This is a genomic window from Paenarthrobacter sp. NPDC089675 (assembly GCF_044749185.1).
GTDB lineage: Bacteria > Actinomycetota > Actinomycetes > Actinomycetales > Micrococcaceae > Arthrobacter.
In genome coordinates, this window is the sequence record NZ_JBIVHM010000002.1 from 286,268 (window position 1) to 304,520 (window position 18,253).

Annotated in this window: 15 protein-coding genes and 1 pseudogene; 13 read left to right on the forward strand and 3 right to left on the reverse strand. The window is 61.5% G+C overall.

From position 1 onward, the window contains the following. The first annotated feature begins 9 nt into the window (after positions 1-9). From ACIPY2_RS05425 to ACIPY2_RS05465, 9 genes are all read left to right on the forward strand, one after another. Positions 10-888 carry a TetR family transcriptional regulator C-terminal domain-containing protein gene (locus ACIPY2_RS05425; protein ID WP_400265352.1) on the forward strand — a complete coding sequence of 293 codons (879 nt, stop codon included), beginning with the start codon at positions 10-12 and terminating at the stop codon, positions 886-888. Then, positions 885-1,772, forward strand: coding sequence for a 3-keto-5-aminohexanoate cleavage protein (locus tag ACIPY2_RS05430; RefSeq protein WP_400265353.1), 888 nt, complete (start codon positions 885-887; stop codon positions 1,770-1,772). The genes ACIPY2_RS05425 and ACIPY2_RS05430 overlap by 4 nt, the downstream gene beginning before the upstream one ends. 3 nt (positions 1,773-1,775) lie before the next feature. After that, a complete protein-coding gene (locus ACIPY2_RS05435) occupies positions 1,776-2,747 on the forward strand; it encodes a 3-hydroxyacyl-CoA dehydrogenase NAD-binding domain-containing protein (protein ID WP_400265354.1) in 972 nt (323 codons plus the stop codon). Next, positions 2,744-3,214: a thioesterase family protein gene (locus ACIPY2_RS05440; RefSeq protein ID WP_400265355.1), complete on the forward strand. Its 471-nt coding sequence runs from the start codon at positions 2,744-2,746 to the stop codon at positions 3,212-3,214. Before ACIPY2_RS05435 ends, ACIPY2_RS05440 begins: the two co-directional genes overlap by 4 nt. 79 nt (positions 3,215-3,293) lie before the next feature. Continuing rightward, the gene (locus ACIPY2_RS05445) at positions 3,294-4,844 is read left to right on the forward strand and encodes an ABC transporter substrate-binding protein (RefSeq protein WP_400265356.1); all 1,551 of its coding nucleotides are present in this window, start codon (positions 3,294-3,296) and stop codon (positions 4,842-4,844) included. Continuing rightward, the gene (locus ACIPY2_RS05450; RefSeq protein WP_400265357.1) at positions 4,841-5,797 is read left to right on the forward strand and encodes an ABC transporter permease; all 957 of its coding nucleotides are present in this window, start codon (positions 4,841-4,843) and stop codon (positions 5,795-5,797) included. The genes ACIPY2_RS05445 and ACIPY2_RS05450 overlap by 4 nt, the downstream gene beginning before the upstream one ends. Next, the gene (locus ACIPY2_RS05455) at positions 5,794-6,681 is read left to right on the forward strand and encodes an ABC transporter permease (RefSeq protein ID WP_400265358.1); all 888 of its coding nucleotides are present in this window, start codon (positions 5,794-5,796) and stop codon (positions 6,679-6,681) included. Before ACIPY2_RS05450 ends, ACIPY2_RS05455 begins: the two co-directional genes overlap by 4 nt. Beyond that, the gene (locus ACIPY2_RS05460) at positions 6,678-8,363 is read left to right on the forward strand and encodes a dipeptide ABC transporter ATP-binding protein (RefSeq protein ID WP_400265359.1); all 1,686 of its coding nucleotides are present in this window, start codon (positions 6,678-6,680) and stop codon (positions 8,361-8,363) included. Before ACIPY2_RS05455 ends, ACIPY2_RS05460 begins: the two co-directional genes overlap by 4 nt. Before the next feature lie 154 nt (positions 8,364-8,517). Then, complete coding sequence (locus ACIPY2_RS05465; protein ID WP_400265360.1) at positions 8,518-10,500, forward strand: acetoacetate--CoA ligase; 1,983 nt, start codon at positions 8,518-8,520, stop codon at positions 10,498-10,500. Positions 10,501-10,561: 61 nt separating this feature from the next. On the opposite strand, the gene ACIPY2_RS05470 is transcribed toward ACIPY2_RS05465, so the two are convergent. Then, positions 10,562-11,119, reverse strand: coding sequence for a TetR family transcriptional regulator (locus tag ACIPY2_RS05470; protein WP_400265361.1), 558 nt, complete (start codon positions 11,117-11,119; stop codon positions 10,562-10,564). A gap of 193 nt (positions 11,120-11,312) precedes the next feature. On the opposite strand from ACIPY2_RS05470, the pseudogene ACIPY2_RS05475 reads away from it, so the two are divergent. Next, positions 11,313-12,437: pseudogene (locus ACIPY2_RS05475) on the forward strand (MFS transporter); the annotation flags it as partial. Positions 12,438-12,680: 243 nt separating this feature from the next. On the opposite strand, the gene ACIPY2_RS05480 reads toward ACIPY2_RS05475, so the two are convergent. Further along, positions 12,681-14,324: an ABC-F family ATP-binding cassette domain-containing protein gene (locus ACIPY2_RS05480; protein WP_400265744.1), complete on the reverse strand. Its 1,644-nt coding sequence runs from the start codon at positions 14,322-14,324 to the stop codon at positions 12,681-12,683. Between the two features lie 192 nt (positions 14,325-14,516). Further along, positions 14,517-15,458, reverse strand: a complete 942-nt coding sequence (locus ACIPY2_RS05485; RefSeq protein ID WP_400265362.1) for a LysR family transcriptional regulator — start codon at positions 15,456-15,458, stop codon at positions 14,517-14,519. Between the two features lie 119 nt (positions 15,459-15,577). On the opposite strand from ACIPY2_RS05485, the gene ACIPY2_RS05490 reads away from it, so the two are divergent. Genes ACIPY2_RS05490 through ACIPY2_RS05500 form a run of 3 tightly spaced genes read left to right on the forward strand, consistent with a single transcriptional unit; the run spans position 15,578 to position 18,212 of the window. Further along, positions 15,578-16,570, forward strand: a complete 993-nt coding sequence (locus ACIPY2_RS05490) for a DUF1852 domain-containing protein (protein WP_400265363.1) — start codon at positions 15,578-15,580, stop codon at positions 16,568-16,570. A 20-nt stretch (positions 16,571-16,590) separates the two neighbouring features. Beyond that, a complete protein-coding gene (locus ACIPY2_RS05495; RefSeq protein WP_400265364.1) occupies positions 16,591-17,637 on the forward strand; it encodes a methionine synthase in 1,047 nt (348 codons plus the stop codon). A 2-nt stretch (positions 17,638-17,639) separates the two neighbouring features. After that, positions 17,640-18,212: a flavin reductase family protein gene (locus tag ACIPY2_RS05500; RefSeq protein ID WP_400265365.1), complete on the forward strand. Its 573-nt coding sequence runs from the start codon at positions 17,640-17,642 to the stop codon at positions 18,210-18,212. Positions 18,213-18,253: the final 41 nt, after the last annotated feature.

Genomic DNA, 18,253 nt, shown 5'->3' on the forward strand with positions numbered 1-18,253 from the left:
GTCATTGGCATGGCAACATCCACCCCAGAAAATGCTCAACTGGCCGAGCGGGCCCGTCTTTCCATCCAAAATTCGGGCCTGGTCCAGCGCGAAGTGGCACGCCACATCGGTCTTGATGAAACGAAGCTTTCCAAGTCCCTGGCAGGGACCCGCCGGTTCCGTCCCACGGAGCTGACGGACCTGGCGGACGTGACAGGCGTGACAGTGAACTGGCTCATGTCCGGGTCGGACCAGACTCGAGGGGTCTCCGTACCTCCGCCCGCGATGATCCTGCCTACCCGGCACGCCGAGAACAGCGATCAAGCCCAGAAGCGGCGGGCAATCATCGAGTCAGCATGGTGGCTCCTGGCACGGCGTGGCTATTCGTCTGTCCGCATTGCCGATATTGCTGCCGTTTGCGGCGTGAGCACTGCCAGTGTGCACTACTACTTCTCCACAAAGAGGGAGATCTTCGCAGAGGTCCTCCGCTACTCGGTGAAGCTCGCCTTTGACCGCCAGATCGCAGAACTGCATGCCATCACGGAACCAGTGAGCCGACTCAAGCGGCTCATCGAGCTTCAGCTGCCCGCAGGAGACCGTGGTCGGGCCGAATTCTCCATCTGGCTGCAGACCTGGTCCTACGTCGCGGTGGACGAGTCCGGAAAGGAAAACCACGCCCAGGGTTACCGCCGCTGGATACAGACCGTGGAGGACGCCATTGCTTTTGGCCAGGAGGAAGGTGTTTTTGTCGAGGTGCCATCGGCTGACCTCGCGATCGAACTCACCGGCCTCGTGGATGGCCTGGGTATCAAAGTGCTGACCGGGATGCTGACTTCCGATCAGATGTTCCGCCATATCGAAAACTTCATCGACCGCACCATCGTCAAAGCAAAAGGGAGTAATAAATGAACCGCAAGGTCGTCGTGACCTGCGCTCTCACCGGCGCAGGGGACACCACCGGCAGGAGCGAACACGTTCCAGTCACACCCGAGGAAATCGCGCAGGACGCCATCGCAGCCGCCCGCGCCGGTGCCTCAGTAGTCCACATCCACGTCCGGGACATCGAAACGAAACAAGGCTCACGCGATGTTGCCCTGTACCGTGAGGTCGTCCGCCTCGTCCGGGACAGCGACGTCGATCCCGTCATCAATCTGACCGCCGGGATGGGCGGAGACCTGTTTCTGGATCCCGGTGAACCGACCAAGCAATTGCCGGGAACAGACCTGGTGAGCGGCCTGGAACGCCTGGCCCACGTCGAGGAACTGCGCCCGGAAATCTGCACCATCGACTGCGGATCCCTGAACTTCGGAGAGGGCAGCCAGCTTTACATCAGCACCCCTGACATGCTGCGGGAAGGTGCGGCACGCATCAAGGAACTCGGAGTGAAACCCGAGATGGAAATCTTCGATACGGGCAACCTCTGGTTCGCCAACATCATGGTCGAAGAAGGCCTCATTGCCCCGCCACCGCTGTACCAGCTCTGCATGGGCATCCCTTACGGCGCGCCTGTGAACGCTGGTCTTCTCCAAGCCATGGTGCACATGCTGCCACCCGGTGCGCAGTGGACCTCCTTTGCCATCGGTCGGGACCAACTGCCCTGGGTTGCCCAATCCGTGCTCCTCGGAGGGCACGTGCGGGTGGGGTTGGAGGACAACCTCTACCTCAGCAAGGGCGTCAAAGCAACGAACGCCCAATTGACCGAACGCGCCATCGCGATCGTCCATGACCTCGGCGCGTCCGTGGCCACACCAGATGAAGCGCGCGAAATACTCCAGCTCGAGAAGAAGGCTTGATCCATGTCAACCATTGATTTCACCCCCTTGAACATGAACGACGTCGATACCGTCGCCTGCGTCGGAATCGGCACCATCGGCGGCGGATGGGCAGCGTACTTCCTGGCCCAGGGCTACCGGGTCAAAGCATGGGACCCCTCCCCGGACGCCGAATCCAAACTGCGCCGCCTCATTGACGCCGCATGGCCTGCGCTGACCAAGCTGGGACTGGCGCCGCACGCTTCAAAGGACAACTTCACCGTTCACTCCGACCTCGCTGAGGCTGTCGACGGAGTCGGCTTCGTGCAGGAGAGTGCCCCCGAGGTCCTTGACCTGAAGCGCTCCCTGCTGGCAAGGATTGATTCCGTAACGGCGCAGGATGTCGTCATCGCCTCCTCCACGTCGGGGTACGGCATGACGGAAATGGCCACCGAAGCCGCAAACCCGGCCCGGCTCGTCGTCGGGCATCCTTTCAACCCGCCCTACCTCATCCCCCTCGTAGAGGTTGTCGGGGGCGAAAACAGCTCCGCAGAAGCAGTGAAATGGGCAGCGGCCTGGTACGAGCACATTGGTAAGTCGGTCATCAGCATGGACCGGGAGGTACCCGGTTTCATCGCCAACCGTCTCCAGGAAGCGCTGTGGAGGGAAGCGCTTCACATGGTCGATAACGGCGAGGCCACAGTCGAGCAAATAGATTTGGCGATTACCGACGGCCCAGGCCTTCGGTGGCCTATCCAGGGTCCCATGCTTACCTTCCATCTGGCCGGCGGTGAGGGTGGCATGGCCCACATGCTCGATCACTTCGGTCCGTCGCTGAAATCCCCGTGGACGCGGTTGGATGCGCCGGAATTGACGCCCCAGCTGAGGGACGCAGTCATCGCGGGTTGCGACGAGGAGCTGGCAGGGAGGTCATTCCTGGAGCTGGTAGCCGAACGCGACGAAGCAATCATTGCCATCCGCAATGCGGTCGCCGCCGTGAAAGCGGCGCAGAAATGACAGACCTCGCCGCGGCGAAGCTACCAACCTACCGATGCACCGTGGTCCCTGAATGGATCGACTACAACGGCCACATGTCCGAGGCCTTCTACGTCCTGGTCTTTGGTTTCGCCACGGACCAGGTCATGGATGAGCTGGGAATGGACCAGCTCTACCGGCAGGAAACACAATGCTCGCTCTACACGGTTGAAGCCCACATCCGATATCTGTTGGAAACCGGGCTCGGCGCCGAACTGACTGTAACAACAGTGATCGCCGGCGCGGGTCCCAAGAAGCTTCACTTGGCCCACGAAATGCACGCCGGAGGCCAACTCATCGCTACAGAAGAGATCCTGGCCCTGCACGTCAACACCCGCACGCAACGCACAGAACACTTCCCTCCAGCAGTTAGCGACAACATCACCAGTTTCCGGCTCACGAGCGGACAGCAGACGCCGGAGTGGGTCGGACGGAAGTTGACTGCATAGACGTATAGATCCTCAGAAAGAAGGATTAGTGAAACCACGATCATCACCATCCGGGCTGACTGGGGGAACAGCCGCCCACATGAGCCGGCGCCTCCTGCTTGGTACCGGCATGGCACTGGGGCTCGGCGGTCTAATGACCGCCTGTCGCAGCGGCCAACCCAGCGTCCTCGCCAGCGTGTCGGGGCCGCCCCGCGCAGGAGGCCGGCTGCGGGTGGGACTGTCAGGGGGCGGCGCGGCAGACAGCCTGGACGCGCATTCCCCGGTCAGCACCACTGACATTGCCCGGGTATTGAACCTGTACGAAGGCCTTCTCTACCGGGACGAAAACTACGAGCTCCGCCCATTGCTGGCCACCAGTGCCACCGCCTCGGAAGATGCCAAAGTCTGGACGGTCGGTCTTCGCAACGACGTCCGGTTCCATGACGGGCGGCCCATGACCAGCCGGGACGTAGCTGCAACATTCAAGCGCATCACCGATCCCAAGAAACCAAAAACCGGCGCATCGTCGCTGACTGTTCTGGACGAAGTTGTGGTCGTTGACGACTTCACGGTCGAGTTCCGGCTGAACACCCCCACCGCGACCTTCGACGACTCCCTGGGCCAGTACTCACTGGGCATCGTTCCCGCAGACTACGACCCGACCCACCCCATCGGTACCGGACCGTTCAAGTACAAATCCTTCTCTCCGGGCCGCAGCAGCCTCTTTGTTCGCAACGAAAAGTACTGGCAAAACAACGAGCCGTACCTCGACGAACTGGAAATCCTCAACTTCAACGACAACGACGCGCTGCTCAACGCGTTGCTCTCCACCCAAGTAGATGCCATCGGACAGATCCCGCTGGCGCTGCTGGAAGTCATCGACGCCGACCCCCGCATCAGCATTTTGAACTCGGAAACGGGAATGTGGCTGCCGTTCAGCATGCGGGTAGACAAAGCTCCTTTCAATGACAATCGCGTCCGGCAAGCCTTCCGCCTGGCAGTGGACAGGGAACAGATGGTCGAACAGGTTCTCAGCGGCAACGGGCGGGTGGGCAACGACCTGTACTCCCCCTTCGACCCCGGCTACCCCAAACACCTACCCCAACGAACACAGGACATCGGCAAGGCAAAGGCGCTTCTTGCCGAAGCAGGATACCCGAACGGGCTCACCGTTGAGCTCGTCACCGCTCCCATCCAAGCCGGCGCCGTCGAAGCAGCGCAGGTATTCGCCCAACAAGCCGCCGCAGCAGGCATCACGGTCAATCTGCGCCGGGTCGATACGACGACGTTCTTCGGCGACGGCTACCTGACCTGGGACTTCGCCCAGTCCTTCTGGTACACCCGCAACTTCCTCCCCCAGGTCAACAACAGTTCCCTGCCCACCTCGCCTTTCAACGAAACCCACTGGAACCACGCCGAGTTCGCCCGGCTCGTGGCCGAAGCCAACGCAACCGTCAACGCCGACAAACGCAACAGCCTGATCTCGCAAGCCCAGGAGATCGAATACAACGAAGGTGGATACATCATCTGGGGCCACCCGAATCAAGCCGATGCCTATCAGAGATACGTGGCCGGGCTCGTGCCCAGCCGTACGGGACTGGCACTTTCAGGCTTTCAATTCCGCCGCGTTTGGTTGGGAGAAGTCCAATGACCCAGGTAGTCCTCCGACGGCTGGCGACCAGCCTGTTGATCCTGTTCGCCGTGTCGCTCCTCGTATTCATCGCAACACTCCTCCTGCCGGGCGATCCAGCCCAAGCAATCCTGGGTCAGCAAGCAACACCTGAGCGCCTGGCCGCGCTTCGGGAGCAAATGCACCTGAACGATCCCGTGTGGCAGCGCTACCTCTCATGGCTCGGAGGCCTCAGTGTTGGAGACTTCGGAATTTCGGCCGCTTCCGGGGGCCCTGTCACGGCACTCCTGGCCGAACGCATCGGTGCGTCCTTGGTGCTCTTGGGAGCCGCTGCCCTGATCAGCATTCCTGCGGGCCTGCTGTTGGGAACCTACAGCGCACTGCGTAAAGGCCGTACCGGTGACCACGTCACCACCGGAATCAGCCTGGTGCTGGCCGCCCTTCCCGAGTTCGTCATCGGCGTCGGCCTCATTACGCTGCTCTCAACCACGGTCTTCCCCATCCTGCCGTCGGTGACCATGGCCCCACCGGGGGAAGCCGTGTGGAATTACCCGGCCCAACTGGTCCTGCCAACCCTGACCTTGGTGCTCGTCGTCACGCCCTACATTACGCGGATGGTGAGAGCCACCATGCTGGAAGTGCTGGATTCGGGCTACGTGGAAATGGCGCGGCTCAAAGGACTACCCGAACGTCAGGTCATACTGCGCCACGCTCTGCCTCACGCACTCTCTCCCGTCGCCCAGGTTATTGCCATCCAACTTGCTTGGATGGCTGGCGGAGTGGTTGTCATTGAGTTCCTCTTCCGCTATCCCGGCATCGGCCAGGCTCTGGTGGACGCCGTCGCCAACCGCGATGTCCAGGTAGTGCAAACACTTTCGATCCTGATCGCAGCGGTATACATCCTGGTCAATCTCCTTGCCGACGTGGTCGGCATCGTGACCAATCCCAAACTACGCACGGGAGGAGCCCGATGAGCGTCCTCACTTCAGCCCCGCCAGTCACGCAAAACGCAGTTGCGCCGCAGGGTTTGCTGCGCCGACTTTTCCGCCAGCGCCAAGCGAAAGTCGGCTTGGCCCTGACAGGAATCATCGTCTGTATCGCCCTGTTCGGACCGATGATCCTTCCCTGGGTAACCGGATACACCAGCACGGAATTTGTGGGCCGGCCGTTCAAACCGGACGGGCTGTTCGGCACCGACAACCTTGGACGCGACGTGCTCACCCGATTCCTCGACGGCGGGCTGCGCCTGCTGCTCTTTGCCAGCCTCGCTACATTGCTGGGCATGGTGATCGGCGGCATGCTCGGGATGTTGGCGGCCTACCGTGGCGGATGGGTGGACAGCCTCATCATGCGTACGAACGACATATTCCTGGCTCTGCCTCAACTGGTCTTCGCACTCTTGGCCATCACGGTTCTGGGGCCGCAGAACTGGGTCCTTGTGACCGTTATCGGGGTAACCCACGCACCGCGCATCGCCCGGGTAGCCCGTGCAGCGACGGCGGCCGTCGTCACCGAAGACTACATCCGGGCCTCGGAAATGTACGCCGTTCCCAAATGGAAAATCGTAGTGCAGGATGTCCTGCCCAACATTACCGGCCCCCTCATGGTGGAACTGGGACTTCGCCTCACCTACTCAATCGGCGCCCTGGCATCCCTGTCCTTTCTGGGCCTGGGCATGCAACCTCCAACTGCCGACTGGGGGCTGATGATCAACGAGAACCGCATTGCCCTGGCTGTACAACCTTGGGGAGTCATACTGCCTGTCCTGGCCATCGCAGTCCTCACCGTCGGCACTAATCTCATCACCGATTCATTGGCCCGCGCCTCGGCCAACCTCAATGAGGGAGAAAGCAAATGAGCACAACCGTTGCGGAGCCGGCAACTGCCACCAAACCCGTGCTGAGCGCAAGCGATCTTCGCGTAGCCACCACCTCAGGACACCAGATTCTCCACGGCGTATCCTTCAGCCTCCTGCCGGGGAAAATCCTGGCTCTGGTGGGTGAATCCGGCTCGGGTAAAACTACTGCCGGGTTGGCATGTTTGGGGCATCTCCGCCGTGGCCTCAAACATGTAGGCGGCGGCGTGCATCTTGCCGGTGCACACGACAGCATCCTCGACCTGCCGGAACCGGAACGACGGAAGCTCCGAGGCGGCACCATATCGTACGTGCCGCAGGATCCCGCGCTGTCACTGAACCCAGCCATGACGATCGGCCGCCAGATCATGGAGGTCCTGAACGCACACCACTACGGGGCCACGGAAGAAGACCGAAGGAAGCGAACCGCTGAGGTTCTCGCCGAAGTCGGCTTGCAAAACACCCAGTCATACCAGCGTCGGTATCCGCACCAGCTATCCGGTGGGCAGCAGCAACGCGTGGGCATCGCCATGGCCTTTGCCTGCAGGCCAGCAGTCATCGTCCTCGACGAGCCCACCACGGGACTGGACGTCACCACGCAGGCCCTGGTGCTCAAGACCATAGCCGAGCTGGCTGAGCGCCACGGCGTGGCCGGCCTCTACATCACCCACGACCTGGCCGTTGTGGCAAAAATCGCCGACGAAGTCGTTGTCATGCTCTCCGGGGAGGTGGTGGAAAAAGGCCCTACAGCCCAGGTGCTCTATCGACCCCAACACGAATACACGCGTAAGCTGCTGAGCGCCGTCCCGGATCTCGCCGGCAAACGAAGGGTAGGCCACGTCTCAGTCATCACCAGGGAACTCCCTGCCGATATCGCAGCTTCCGCCCCGGTGGCGACCAGCAAGGAGCCTCCGGCAGTGCCTTCGCCCGATTCCGACATCCTCTTGGAGGTCAGCGGGCTGAAATTATCCTATGGAGGGATCCCCATCCTCGACGGCATCGACCTCAAGCTCGCCCGCGGTGAGTCGATGATGCTCCTCGGGGAGTCAGGTTCGGGCAAGACCACTCTTTCACGCTGCGTTGCAGGACTCAACGAGGACTACAACGGTACGGTCCAGTTCAATGGACACGACCTCGCCCCCGGCACGCGTTCCCGGACAGCACAGCAACGCCAGCAGGTCCAGTACGTGTTTCAGAGCCCGTTCTCGTCACTGAACCCCCGCCGAACAGTCCGGGAATCTGTCGAAGTCCCGCTTCAAATGTCTGGCTACATGAACCGGAAACAGCGACTGATGCGTGTGCGCGAAGCACTCGACCAGGTCCGTCTGGGCGAGGCCTACCTGGACCGCCGGCCAGGAGACCTTAGCGGAGGCCAACGACAGCGAGTGGCCATCGCCCGGGCGCTCGTCAACGCACCCTCGCTTCTGGTTTGCGACGAAATTACTTCGGCGCTTGACGTCTCCGTCCAGGCATCCATCATCGACTTGCTACGCAACCTCCAAGCCGAAACGGACATGTCCATGCTGTTCGTTACACACAACATCTGCCTCGCCCGACACATTTCACAACGCATGGCCGTCCTGCAACAGGGGCAAATCGTCGATTACGGCAGTACCGATGAAGTCCTGCAAAACCCCCGCCACGAATACACGAAGGAACTGTTGGCCCACGTACCTACGCTGTAGACCCCTGATCTTCCACTATCAGACCGGGTTCAAGGCTCAAAAGAGCCTGTGAGACGGAGCCGTGCGTTTCGTCCCTGGGGTAGCTCAGGTTTCTACCCCACGGACACGGCCGGACCCCGCACACCAAGCAACTGCTACCAAAGGACGGCTCTCTGTGAGCACACAAATCGGCTGGTCCGGGGATACACCAGAACATGACGAACGTACGCCGGAAGCCAACGTTGATGTCCTCCGGCGATGGCTCGCCATCAACCGAGGCAAGGAGTTCGACGACTACGCCAGCCTTCAACGCTGGTCAGCCAGCGACATCAAAGGGTTCTGGGCAGCTGTGTGGGCCTTCTTCGACATCGACGCCTATTCCCGATACGAGTGCGTCCTCATCGAAGAGACGATGCCAGGCACCCAATGGTTCCCGGGCGCAACGCTGAACTACGTTGACCAGGTATTCCGGCACAGGCAGGGGGATCAAACCGCCGTCATCGAAGAGGGGGAGCCGGGCGGGACCAGCCAGCGTACCCTGACGTGGGATCAGCTGAAAAATCAGGTCGCCGCCGTCGCCGATACCTTGCGCCGAAGCGGCGTAGGACCTGGAGATTGCGTTGTCGCGTATTTGCCCAACGTCAGCGAGACCGTCATTTCGTTTTTGGCGGCCGCCAGCGTCGGCGCAATCTGGGGCCTGTGCGGACAGGATTACCCGGCACCGGCAGCCCTCAACCGCCTCGGCCAGCTCAAGCCCAAGGTGCTCATTGCAGCAGACGGATATCGATACGGCGGCAAGTCCCACGACCGACGGGAAGCGATCGCGCACCTTCAAGCCAACATCAGTTCCTTGGAGACCACCATCCTGGTCTCCCGCCTGGGGCTGCCGCCGGACCACCTCGAACCGGCCATCCCGTGGGCGCAGGCCAGTGCCGGGAATGCTGCACTGCAGACCACTCCCCTGCCATTCGAGCATCCCCTGTGGGTGGTCTTCTCCTCCGGCACCACCGGCCGCCCAAAGGGCATCGTTCACTCACACGGCGGTGTCCTGCTTGAACACCTTAAATCCATGTCGTTCCACCTCGACCTATGCCCTGGGGATGTGTACTTCTGGTACACCTCACCGAGTTGGATGATGTGGAACTTCCAGGTTGCTGGCCTGCTGGTCGGCGCAACGATCATCTGCTACGACGGAAGCCCGACCTACCCGGATGCAGGAGCGCTGTGGCGGATAGCGGAAAACAACAAGGTCACTTTCCTGGGAACCAGCCCCGGTTACCTGCAGGCCTGCGAAAAGGAAGGGCTGTCCCCTGCCCACGCCTACACCCTCAGCGCGCTGAAAACCTTAGGGGTAACGGGCTCCATCCTGCCCGCTGCATCGAACGCCTGGGTCGCCGGCCATGTCGGATCCAACATCCGTGTCGCGTCCATGTCGGGAGGAACCGACGTCGTCACTGCGTTCGCAACGTCCGTTCCTACCGTCCCGGTCCACCCAGGAGAAATCTCCGCCGTCGCCCTTGGAGCAGCCCTCGAATCCATAGACAAGAACGGCACAAGCCTCATTGGCACCGCAGGTCAGCTGGTCCTGACCAAGCCCATGCCATCGATGCCACTCTTCTTTTGGGATGACCCTCACGGACACAGGTACCGCCGTGCCTACTTCGAGGGCAACCCAGGCACATGGCAGCACGGTGACGCGGCCACAATCAGCGCCCATGGAACCGTCACTATCCACGGACGCTCTGACGCCACGCTGAACCGCAATGGCGTCCGGATGGGCAGCTCGGACATTTACCAGGCAGTCGAGAAGCTACCGCAGATACGAGAGTCGCTAGTCATAGGAGTCGAATACCCCGATGGAAGATACTGGATGCCGCTGTTCGTAGCTCTCAGCGACAATAGCGCCCTGAACGACGATCTCATCGGCTCAATCAAAGACATAATCCGCCAAGAAGCATCACCGCGACACGTCCCTGACGAAATTATCGTTGCGCCGGCAATCCCCCATACCCGCACGGGCAAGAAGATGGAAATTCCCGTCAAGAACATATTTCAGGGTGCCGACTTCGAGAAGATACTTGACCCACAAACCATTGACGATGTGAGCGTTCTCCAGTGGTATGTGAACCTCGCCAACCGGCTTGGCGTCCGGCGGTAACAGCTTCGCGAAGCTACAGCATCCGTGATCCATTCTCGAATGGATCACCCCGTCTCTGATGTTAGCTGACGAGCCTCCGCACGTTGTCCATGATGGTTTCGCGGCGGCGCTTAGGGCTGGGGAGTTTTGACCGTGCCATCTCCGGAGTGAGGGTGTGCCAGGTCATGGCCAGGGCGCGCACGCTGGCCAACACCTCGAGGGGTGTGAGGTCGGCCCGCAGGTGACCGGCATCCTGGGCGCTTTGGATAGCTGAGAGTTTTGCTTTGTGCGAGGCCACCAAAGCCTCGAGGTCGGCCGCCTCGCCCCGCTCAAGGATGTACCAGTTGGTGAGCCTGAGGACGTTGGGGTCCTTCTCGTAGAGGTCGAAAGCCCTGGCCGCATAGCCGGGCAGGTCCAACGCATCGAACTCAGTCTCCTCCACCACCGCGACCACGCGCTGGGAAAAGACCTCGTCGAACAGCTGCTCCTTGCTGCCGAAATACCGGTACAGCATGGCTTTATTGGCCGTTGCTTCCTCGGCAATGCGATCCACCCGCGCCCCTGCTATTCCGTAGCGGGCAAACTCCTCCTCTGCCGCCTTCAGGATCCGCTGCCTGGTTGCTTCCGCATCTCTTGCCACGCCTCCAGCATAGCAAGTAACTGGTTAGTTGACAGCGACGCCCATCGCGCGCATTGTTAAAACGAACCAGTTAGTTACTTAGTGAGGAAGCACCATGTCCACAACCCATGCAAAGGCGACCACCACCGGCCGGGCACCCACGCAGCCGTCCACATCAATAACCTTGGCCGTCATCATGGGCTGCCAATTGATGATGGTGCTGGATACCTCCATCGTCACCACAGCCCTGCCGCACCTTGAACGCGAGCTCGGCTTCACCAGCACCACCCTGTCGTGGGTCCAGAACAGCTACGCACTGGCTTTCGGAGGGCTCCTCCTGTTGGGCGCCCGCATCGGCGACCTCCTGGGCAGGCGGCGGGTCTTCATGGCCGGCGTCGCGGTCTTCACCGCAGCATCCCTGCTGGCCGGGCTCGCGTTCGGCCCCGAGATCATGATCACTGCCCGCGTACTGCAGGGTGCGGCGTCAGCCTTCGCCATCCCCGCGACGCTGGCGTTGCTTGTACAGACCTTTCCCAAGCCTGAGGAACGGTCCCATGCGATCAGCATCTACAGTGCCGTGATCGGGGCCGGGGGCAGCGTGGGAATCATCGTCGGAGGCATTTTCACGGACTTGTTGTCGTGGCGTTGGGGCCTGCTGATCAACGTACCGATCGGTGTTGCCGTGCTGCTGCTCGGCCCACGGTTCCTGCCGGAAACCGCCAGGGTCCGGGGCAGCGTGGATGTTGCGGGCGCGTTGACAGTCACGGTCGGGATGTCTGCCCTCGTCCATGGATTGGTGAATGCCGGCGCCGCCGGCTGGGGCAACCCGGCCACCATCGTTTCCCTCGCCGCAGCACTGGTCTTGCTCCTGGCGTTCGTCCTCATCGAGCGCCGGGCCGGGCAACCCATCACTCCCCTGCGCCTTTTCCGGGACACCACCCGCTCCGGCGCCTACATCATCCGCATACTGATCGTCGGCGCCATGTTTTCGACGTTCTATTTCCTCAGCCAATACCTCCAGAATGTCCTTGGCTTCAGTGCTTTCGAGGCGGGAATCGCCTACATCCCACTGACGTTCCTCTTCTTCCTCATGGTGTACGTGATCAAACCCCTTAGTTCATTGCTGGGCAAACCTGCGCTGCTGTTGGCTGCACTGGTCATTGCCGGCCTGGGGATGGTGTGGCTCAGCACCATAGGACCGGGCACCGCGTATTTCCCGGGTGTCCTGCTTCCGTTGATCGTCCTGGGAGTCGGCCAGGGGATCGCGATCATCCTGCTGACCGAGTTCGGCATGTCCGCAGTGGAACCTGCCGATAACGGAGCCGCCTCCGGATTGGTCAACACGGCACACCAACTGGGCGGCTCCATTGGTTTGGCACTCTTGACGGTGGTATTCGCGAGCACCCGCTCCGGCTCCGCGGGGCTGGCGGAGGCCCACGCCTATGGGGCAGTCTTCACCGCAGCAACGTGGTTCTACGTCGTTGCCCTCCCTGCGCTGTGCTCATCTATATGGCTCAACGCAGGGCAGCGCGCAGGGCGCCGGCCGTCCCACAGTAAGCTGCGTACTGCTGGCCCGAGCTGGTTATCGTGGGTCCGCCACTGGAATTTCCGTGAGCGACCCGTCGTGGTCGAGCCGCAGCACCCGGTCCAGATCGAGGCGACCCAGGAACGCGTCGTCGTGACTGACCAAAATGACGGCCCCTCGGTAGGCGTTCAACGCTTCCACGAGCTGGTCCACGCTCTGGAGGTCGAGGTTGTTGGTCGGCTCGTCAAGAATCAGTACCTGCGGCGGCGGGGCGGCAAACAGAAGCCTGGCAAGCGAAACCCTGAACCGTTCGCCACCGGACAGAGTATGAACGGGTCGGTAGACGCTGTCGCCCCTCAAGAGGAACTGCGCCAACTGGGTGCGGATTTCACCTGCCGGGACTTCCGGCGCGGCCGCCTGGACGTTTTCCAATGTGGTCGCAGAGTCATCAAGCCCGTCGAGCCGCTGCCGCAGATAGCCGGCCCGCTCGGTGAGGAGCCGCCCACCTGCCGCACCGCATACGACGTCGTCACTTGCCTCGTCGCCGCCGGTCAACGAACCGCCGACAACCCGCTCGAGGAGCGTGGTCTTACCTACGCCGTTGGCACCAACAATGGCTACCCGTTCCGGACCTTCCACCACGAAAGCGCGATTCGTTCCCCGCAATTCGGCGATCCGCCGACTGCGGGGAACGTCCGGATCCGGAAGATTCACACTAATTCGCTCCTCCTCCCTGATTCTGGAGGACGCCGCGTCGAGGGCAGCCTGGGCAGCATTCACCTTGTCGTCCGATCCCGAGCGCAGCTTCCCCGCTGACACCTGCGCGTCGGAGGCCCGTTGATTCATGAGGATCTTGGAGCCCGTCTTGTTGTCATAGCTGCTTTGGCCTGTGCGGGCCCGTTTGGCCAGCTTCGCTTCAGCTTCCTGGCGTTGGCGCTTCTCTACCTTCACGGTCTGCTTCGCAGCTTGGGCGGCTTGAACCGCCGCAGCTTGCTGCTCATCCACGTGCGACCGCCACGCACTATAGGGGCCTCCGAACATGGACAGTTTCCCGCCATGGAGTTCCGCCGTGTTGTCCATCAACTCCAGCAGGGCGAGGTCGTGGCTGACCACCACCAGTGTTCCTGGCCAAGTGGACAGGAGGCCTGACAGTTTGGCCCGCGCATCCCTGTCCAGGTTGTTCGTCGGCTCGTCCAGGAGGGTGATCGCCGTCCTCTGGAGCCGCAGCCCTGTGATGGCAACCAGCATGGCTTCGCCTCCGGAGATTTCGCCAACGTTTCGTTCCAGGTCCGCGGCTGAAAGACCGATGTGGCGCAGGGACTCGTCCGCACGGGTTTCGATGTCCCAGTCATCGCCCACAATCTCGAAATTCTCCACGGAGGCGTCTCCGGATTCGATGGCCCGCAGGGCCCTCACCTTGTGGCCGATACCGAGCAAGTCCGCCACGGTGGAGTCCGTGATGAGGGTCAGTGTTTGCGGAAGGTAGCCGACGTCGCCATTGGTGGTGATTCGACCACTCGTCGGGGTGAGAATCCCGGCAATAAGGCGCAGCAGTGTTGATTTTCCGGCGCCATTGGATCCCACCAGCCCTGTGCGGCCGGTTCCGAACGTTCCGGAAATCCCGGCAAGGGCAGGGGTGCCGTCAGGCCACCTAAGAGTGACGTCGGCAAGGGTAATGGAAGGGCTTTTTGTTACAGGCATGATGTTTTAAGGACTCCAGTGATTTCAGCGAATGCGCTGCAACCACCGGCCCGGGGGACATCAGGGGTATGTCAGCGCTTGGTTTGCGTCGCGAAACCTTGAATGCCCGTCAAAACATCGGCCTAACACTGGGGAATAGAGAACATCAGTTTTGCAAAAGCACCCAGCAAAGGCAACTTCGCGGGGAATGAGTCAGTCGAGTAGCGCCACTCCGAACTCAGCGACGACCGCCCGCAATTCCTTGAGGTAGCGCTGCGCTTGGTCCGTGAGTGGAATCGCGGCGTGGCCGATCCACCCGATCTCAATGCGTTCGTCAACGTCGAGCGGGATGGCGACGATCTCAGGGTCGAGCTCCCCGCTGATAATGCCCGTGGAAATCGTGTAGCCGTGGAGCCCGATCATGAGGTTGAAGATCGTGGCACGGTCAGAGACCCGGATCTCCTGCTTACTGGACAAGGTAGAGAGAATTTCCTCGGCGAAGTAGAAAGAGTTGTTCGCTCCTTGATCGAAGGTAAGCCGCGGCAAACCGGCGAGATCGTCGAGAGTCGCGCGCTCTTTTGAGGCAATCGGGTTCTTCCGTGAAACGAAAATGTGCGGATCGGCGAGGAAAAGAGGAGCGAACGCGAGCCCGGATTCCCGGAGCAGCTTGTCGATGACCTTCCGGTTGAAATCGTTCCGGTAGAGGATGCCTATCTCGCTGCGGAGCGTCCGGACGTCCTCGATGATGTCCCACGTGCGGGACTCACGCAGCGAGAACTCGTATTCGGCCACCTCAGTGGCCTTGACCATCCGAACGAAAGCGTCCACCGCGAACGAGTAGTGCTGTGTTGAAACCCCGAGCAGACGTCGCGTCGGTGGCCTGCCAAGGTAGCGCTGCTCAAGGAGAGCGAACTGCTCGACGACCTGCCTCGCATAACCGAGGAACTCGGCCCCGTCGGCGGTGAGGGTGACCCCGCGGGTGGAGCGAACCAGGAGCGCGCGTCCCACCCGTGCCTCAAGGTCTTTCATGGCTGCGGACATGGTCGGTTGCGCTACGTAGAGGAGATCAGCAGCCGCGGAGATCGACCCTTCAGCTGCGACTTCTATGAAGTAGCGGAGCTGCTGCAGTGTCAGTCCGCTTGAAAGCTGTGCCATAGGAAAAGTCTATATGAATGCATAGTAACGCCTAGTTACCCGATAGCCACGGGATGGTTGCACCATGGATACATCACCTTCTGAAGGCCGTCTCCGGCCATCAACAACGGATTGGCACCATGGCAGACGATTTTACCTTCAGCATTACCACCACCCCCTTCGATGAGGACTACTCGCCGTCGGAAGGCTCCCGGATCACGACGAACTTCGCCAACCTGGCACGCGGCGAGCACCGCCAGGAGAACCTCCGCAACGCCTTGACCATGATTCGGCGCCGCTTCAACGATCTCGCAGACTGGGACAACCCGGACCGGGACCGTTACACGCTCGAGCTCGAGATTGTCTCCGTACAGATAGAGTTCACTGCTGAAGGCACGGACCGGCAGTTCCCGCTGTTCGAGGTTCTCGACATCCAGATCGTCGACCAGCTGAACGGGGTCCGCCACCAAGGCATCGTCGGCAACAACTTCTCCTCCTACGTCCGTGACTTCGACTTCAGCGTCGTACTGCCGGCGGCAGCAGCGGAGTCTGGCAAGCCCACCGTTCCCGAAGACTTCGGCGATCTACACGGCAAGCTGTTCCAGCAATTCCTCGAGTCCCCCGAATGCCAGGAACGCTTCCCGCAGCCGCCAGTGGTGTGCATCAGCGTCTCCACGACCAAGACGTACCGACGAACAGATAACCGTCATCCGGTCCTCGGTGTCGAGTACCAGCAGGACGAGTTCTCGCTGACAGACGCGTATTTCGCAAAGATGGGGATGCAGGTCCGCTACTTCATGCCACGCGGCAGTGTCGCGCCGCTCGCCTTCTATTTCCGGGGCGACCTGCTCAACGACTACTCCAACCTGCAGCTCATCGGCACGATCAGCACCATGGAGACGTTCCAGAAGATCTACCGCCCGGAGATCTACAACGCGAACTCCGCCGCCGCCGCCATCTACCAGCCGAGCCTGGGAGAGCAGGACTACTCGCGGACCCGGATCGACTATGACCGCGTCGAGCGCAGTCAACTCGCGGTCACGCAGGCCAAGTACACGGAGGAGCACTTCATCGCCCCCCATAAGGACCTGCTGGACCGGTGGACCGCCAACTACCCCGCTCTCGTCAACTGACCCACGGAGAATCGTCAATCATGAACGCACTTTTGCCCACCACCCTTGTCGGAAGCCTGCCGAAACCATCGTGGCTCGCACAGCCGGAGACTCTTTGGTCCCCGTGGAAGCTGGAGGGAGATGCGCTGATCGAGGGCAAGCAGGATGCGCTGCGCATCGCCATCCATGAGCAGAGCCGGCGCGGCATCGACATCGTCAGCGACGGCGAGCAAACCCGCCAGCACTTCGTCACGACCTTCATCGAGCATCTCAGCGGGGTCGACTTTGAACAGCGCAAGACCGTACGCATCCGCGACCGCTACGACGCGAGCGTGCCGACCGTCGTCGGAGCCGTACGCCGCGAGCGGCCGGTATTCGTCGACGACGCGAAGTTCCTCCGCGCAACCACCGACAAGCCGATTAAGTGGACTCTTCCCGGTCCGATGACGATGGTGGACACGCTCTACGATGACCACTACAAGAGCCGCGAGAAGCTGGCCTGGGAGTTCGCCGCGATTTTGAACGAGGAGGCGAAGGCACTGGAGGCGGCCGGCGTCGACATCATCCAGTTCGACGAGCCCGCGTTCAATGTCTTCCTCGACGAGGTCAAGGACTGGGGCGTGGCGGCGCTCGAGCGAGCGGCAGAAGGACTGCGTGCGGAGACCGCCGTGCACATCTGCTACGGCTACGGAATCAAGGCGAACAATGACTGGAAGGCGACGCTCGGCTCACAGTGGCGGCAGTACGAGGAAACGTTCCCGCTGCTGCAGAGCTCCAGCATCGACATCATCTCGCTCGAGTCCCAGAACTCCCACGTGCCTATGGACCTCATCGAACTCCTCCGCGGCAAGAAAGTCATGCTCGGGGCAATCGACGTCGCAAGCGAGACCGTCGAGACCCCGGAAGAGGTCGCCGACACCCTCCGCAAGGCCCTGCAGTTCGTCGATGCGGACAAGCTCATCCCCAGCACCAACTGCGGCATGGCACCTTTCCCCCGCGATGTCTCTCTGGCCAAGTTGAGTGCTCTCAGCGCAGGGACGAACATCGTTCGCGAGGAACTCGCCCGCTCCGCCCCCAGGGTGTCATAACGATGTTTCACGCCTACCCCACAGGCACGTGGCTCGAGGCTCCGAAGCAAAACTTTCCGTCTTCCCTTTCGGCCGACGAATTCAAAGCACTGTTCCGTGGCCACCCGGGAGGAGTCGCCGTCATCACGGCGGATGCCGGCGAAGGACCAGTGGCACTGACCGTCTCGTCCGTGGTGTCAGTGAGTGCGGAACCTCCGTTGCTGATCTTCTCGGTCTCGGCACTCTCCTCTGCGTCCAAAGTGCTTGCCCGCGCCGAAACCGTCGTCGTGCACCTGCTGGACGCGCACGACGTCGACTTGGCGAAGTTTGGAGCGACCCCCGGCGCCGACCGCTTTGACCAGACGCACCGCTGGTCGAACCTTGAAACCGGCGAAGCGGTGTATGACGACGTCCGCGCCTGGGTGCGCTGCGCCGTCATCGATCGCATGGAGGTGGGGACCTCCACGATCATTGCGGTTCACGCCCTGGAGTCCCGCGTGATGCGTGACGTGCAAGCGGGCGAGCCGGGCGACGCCTTGGTCTACCACAACCGTTCATGGCACCGCCTGGGAGAGCACTCCAGGCTCGAAGGCTGAGCGCCGCACGGCTAACGGCCCACGACGGCGGGAGGATAACT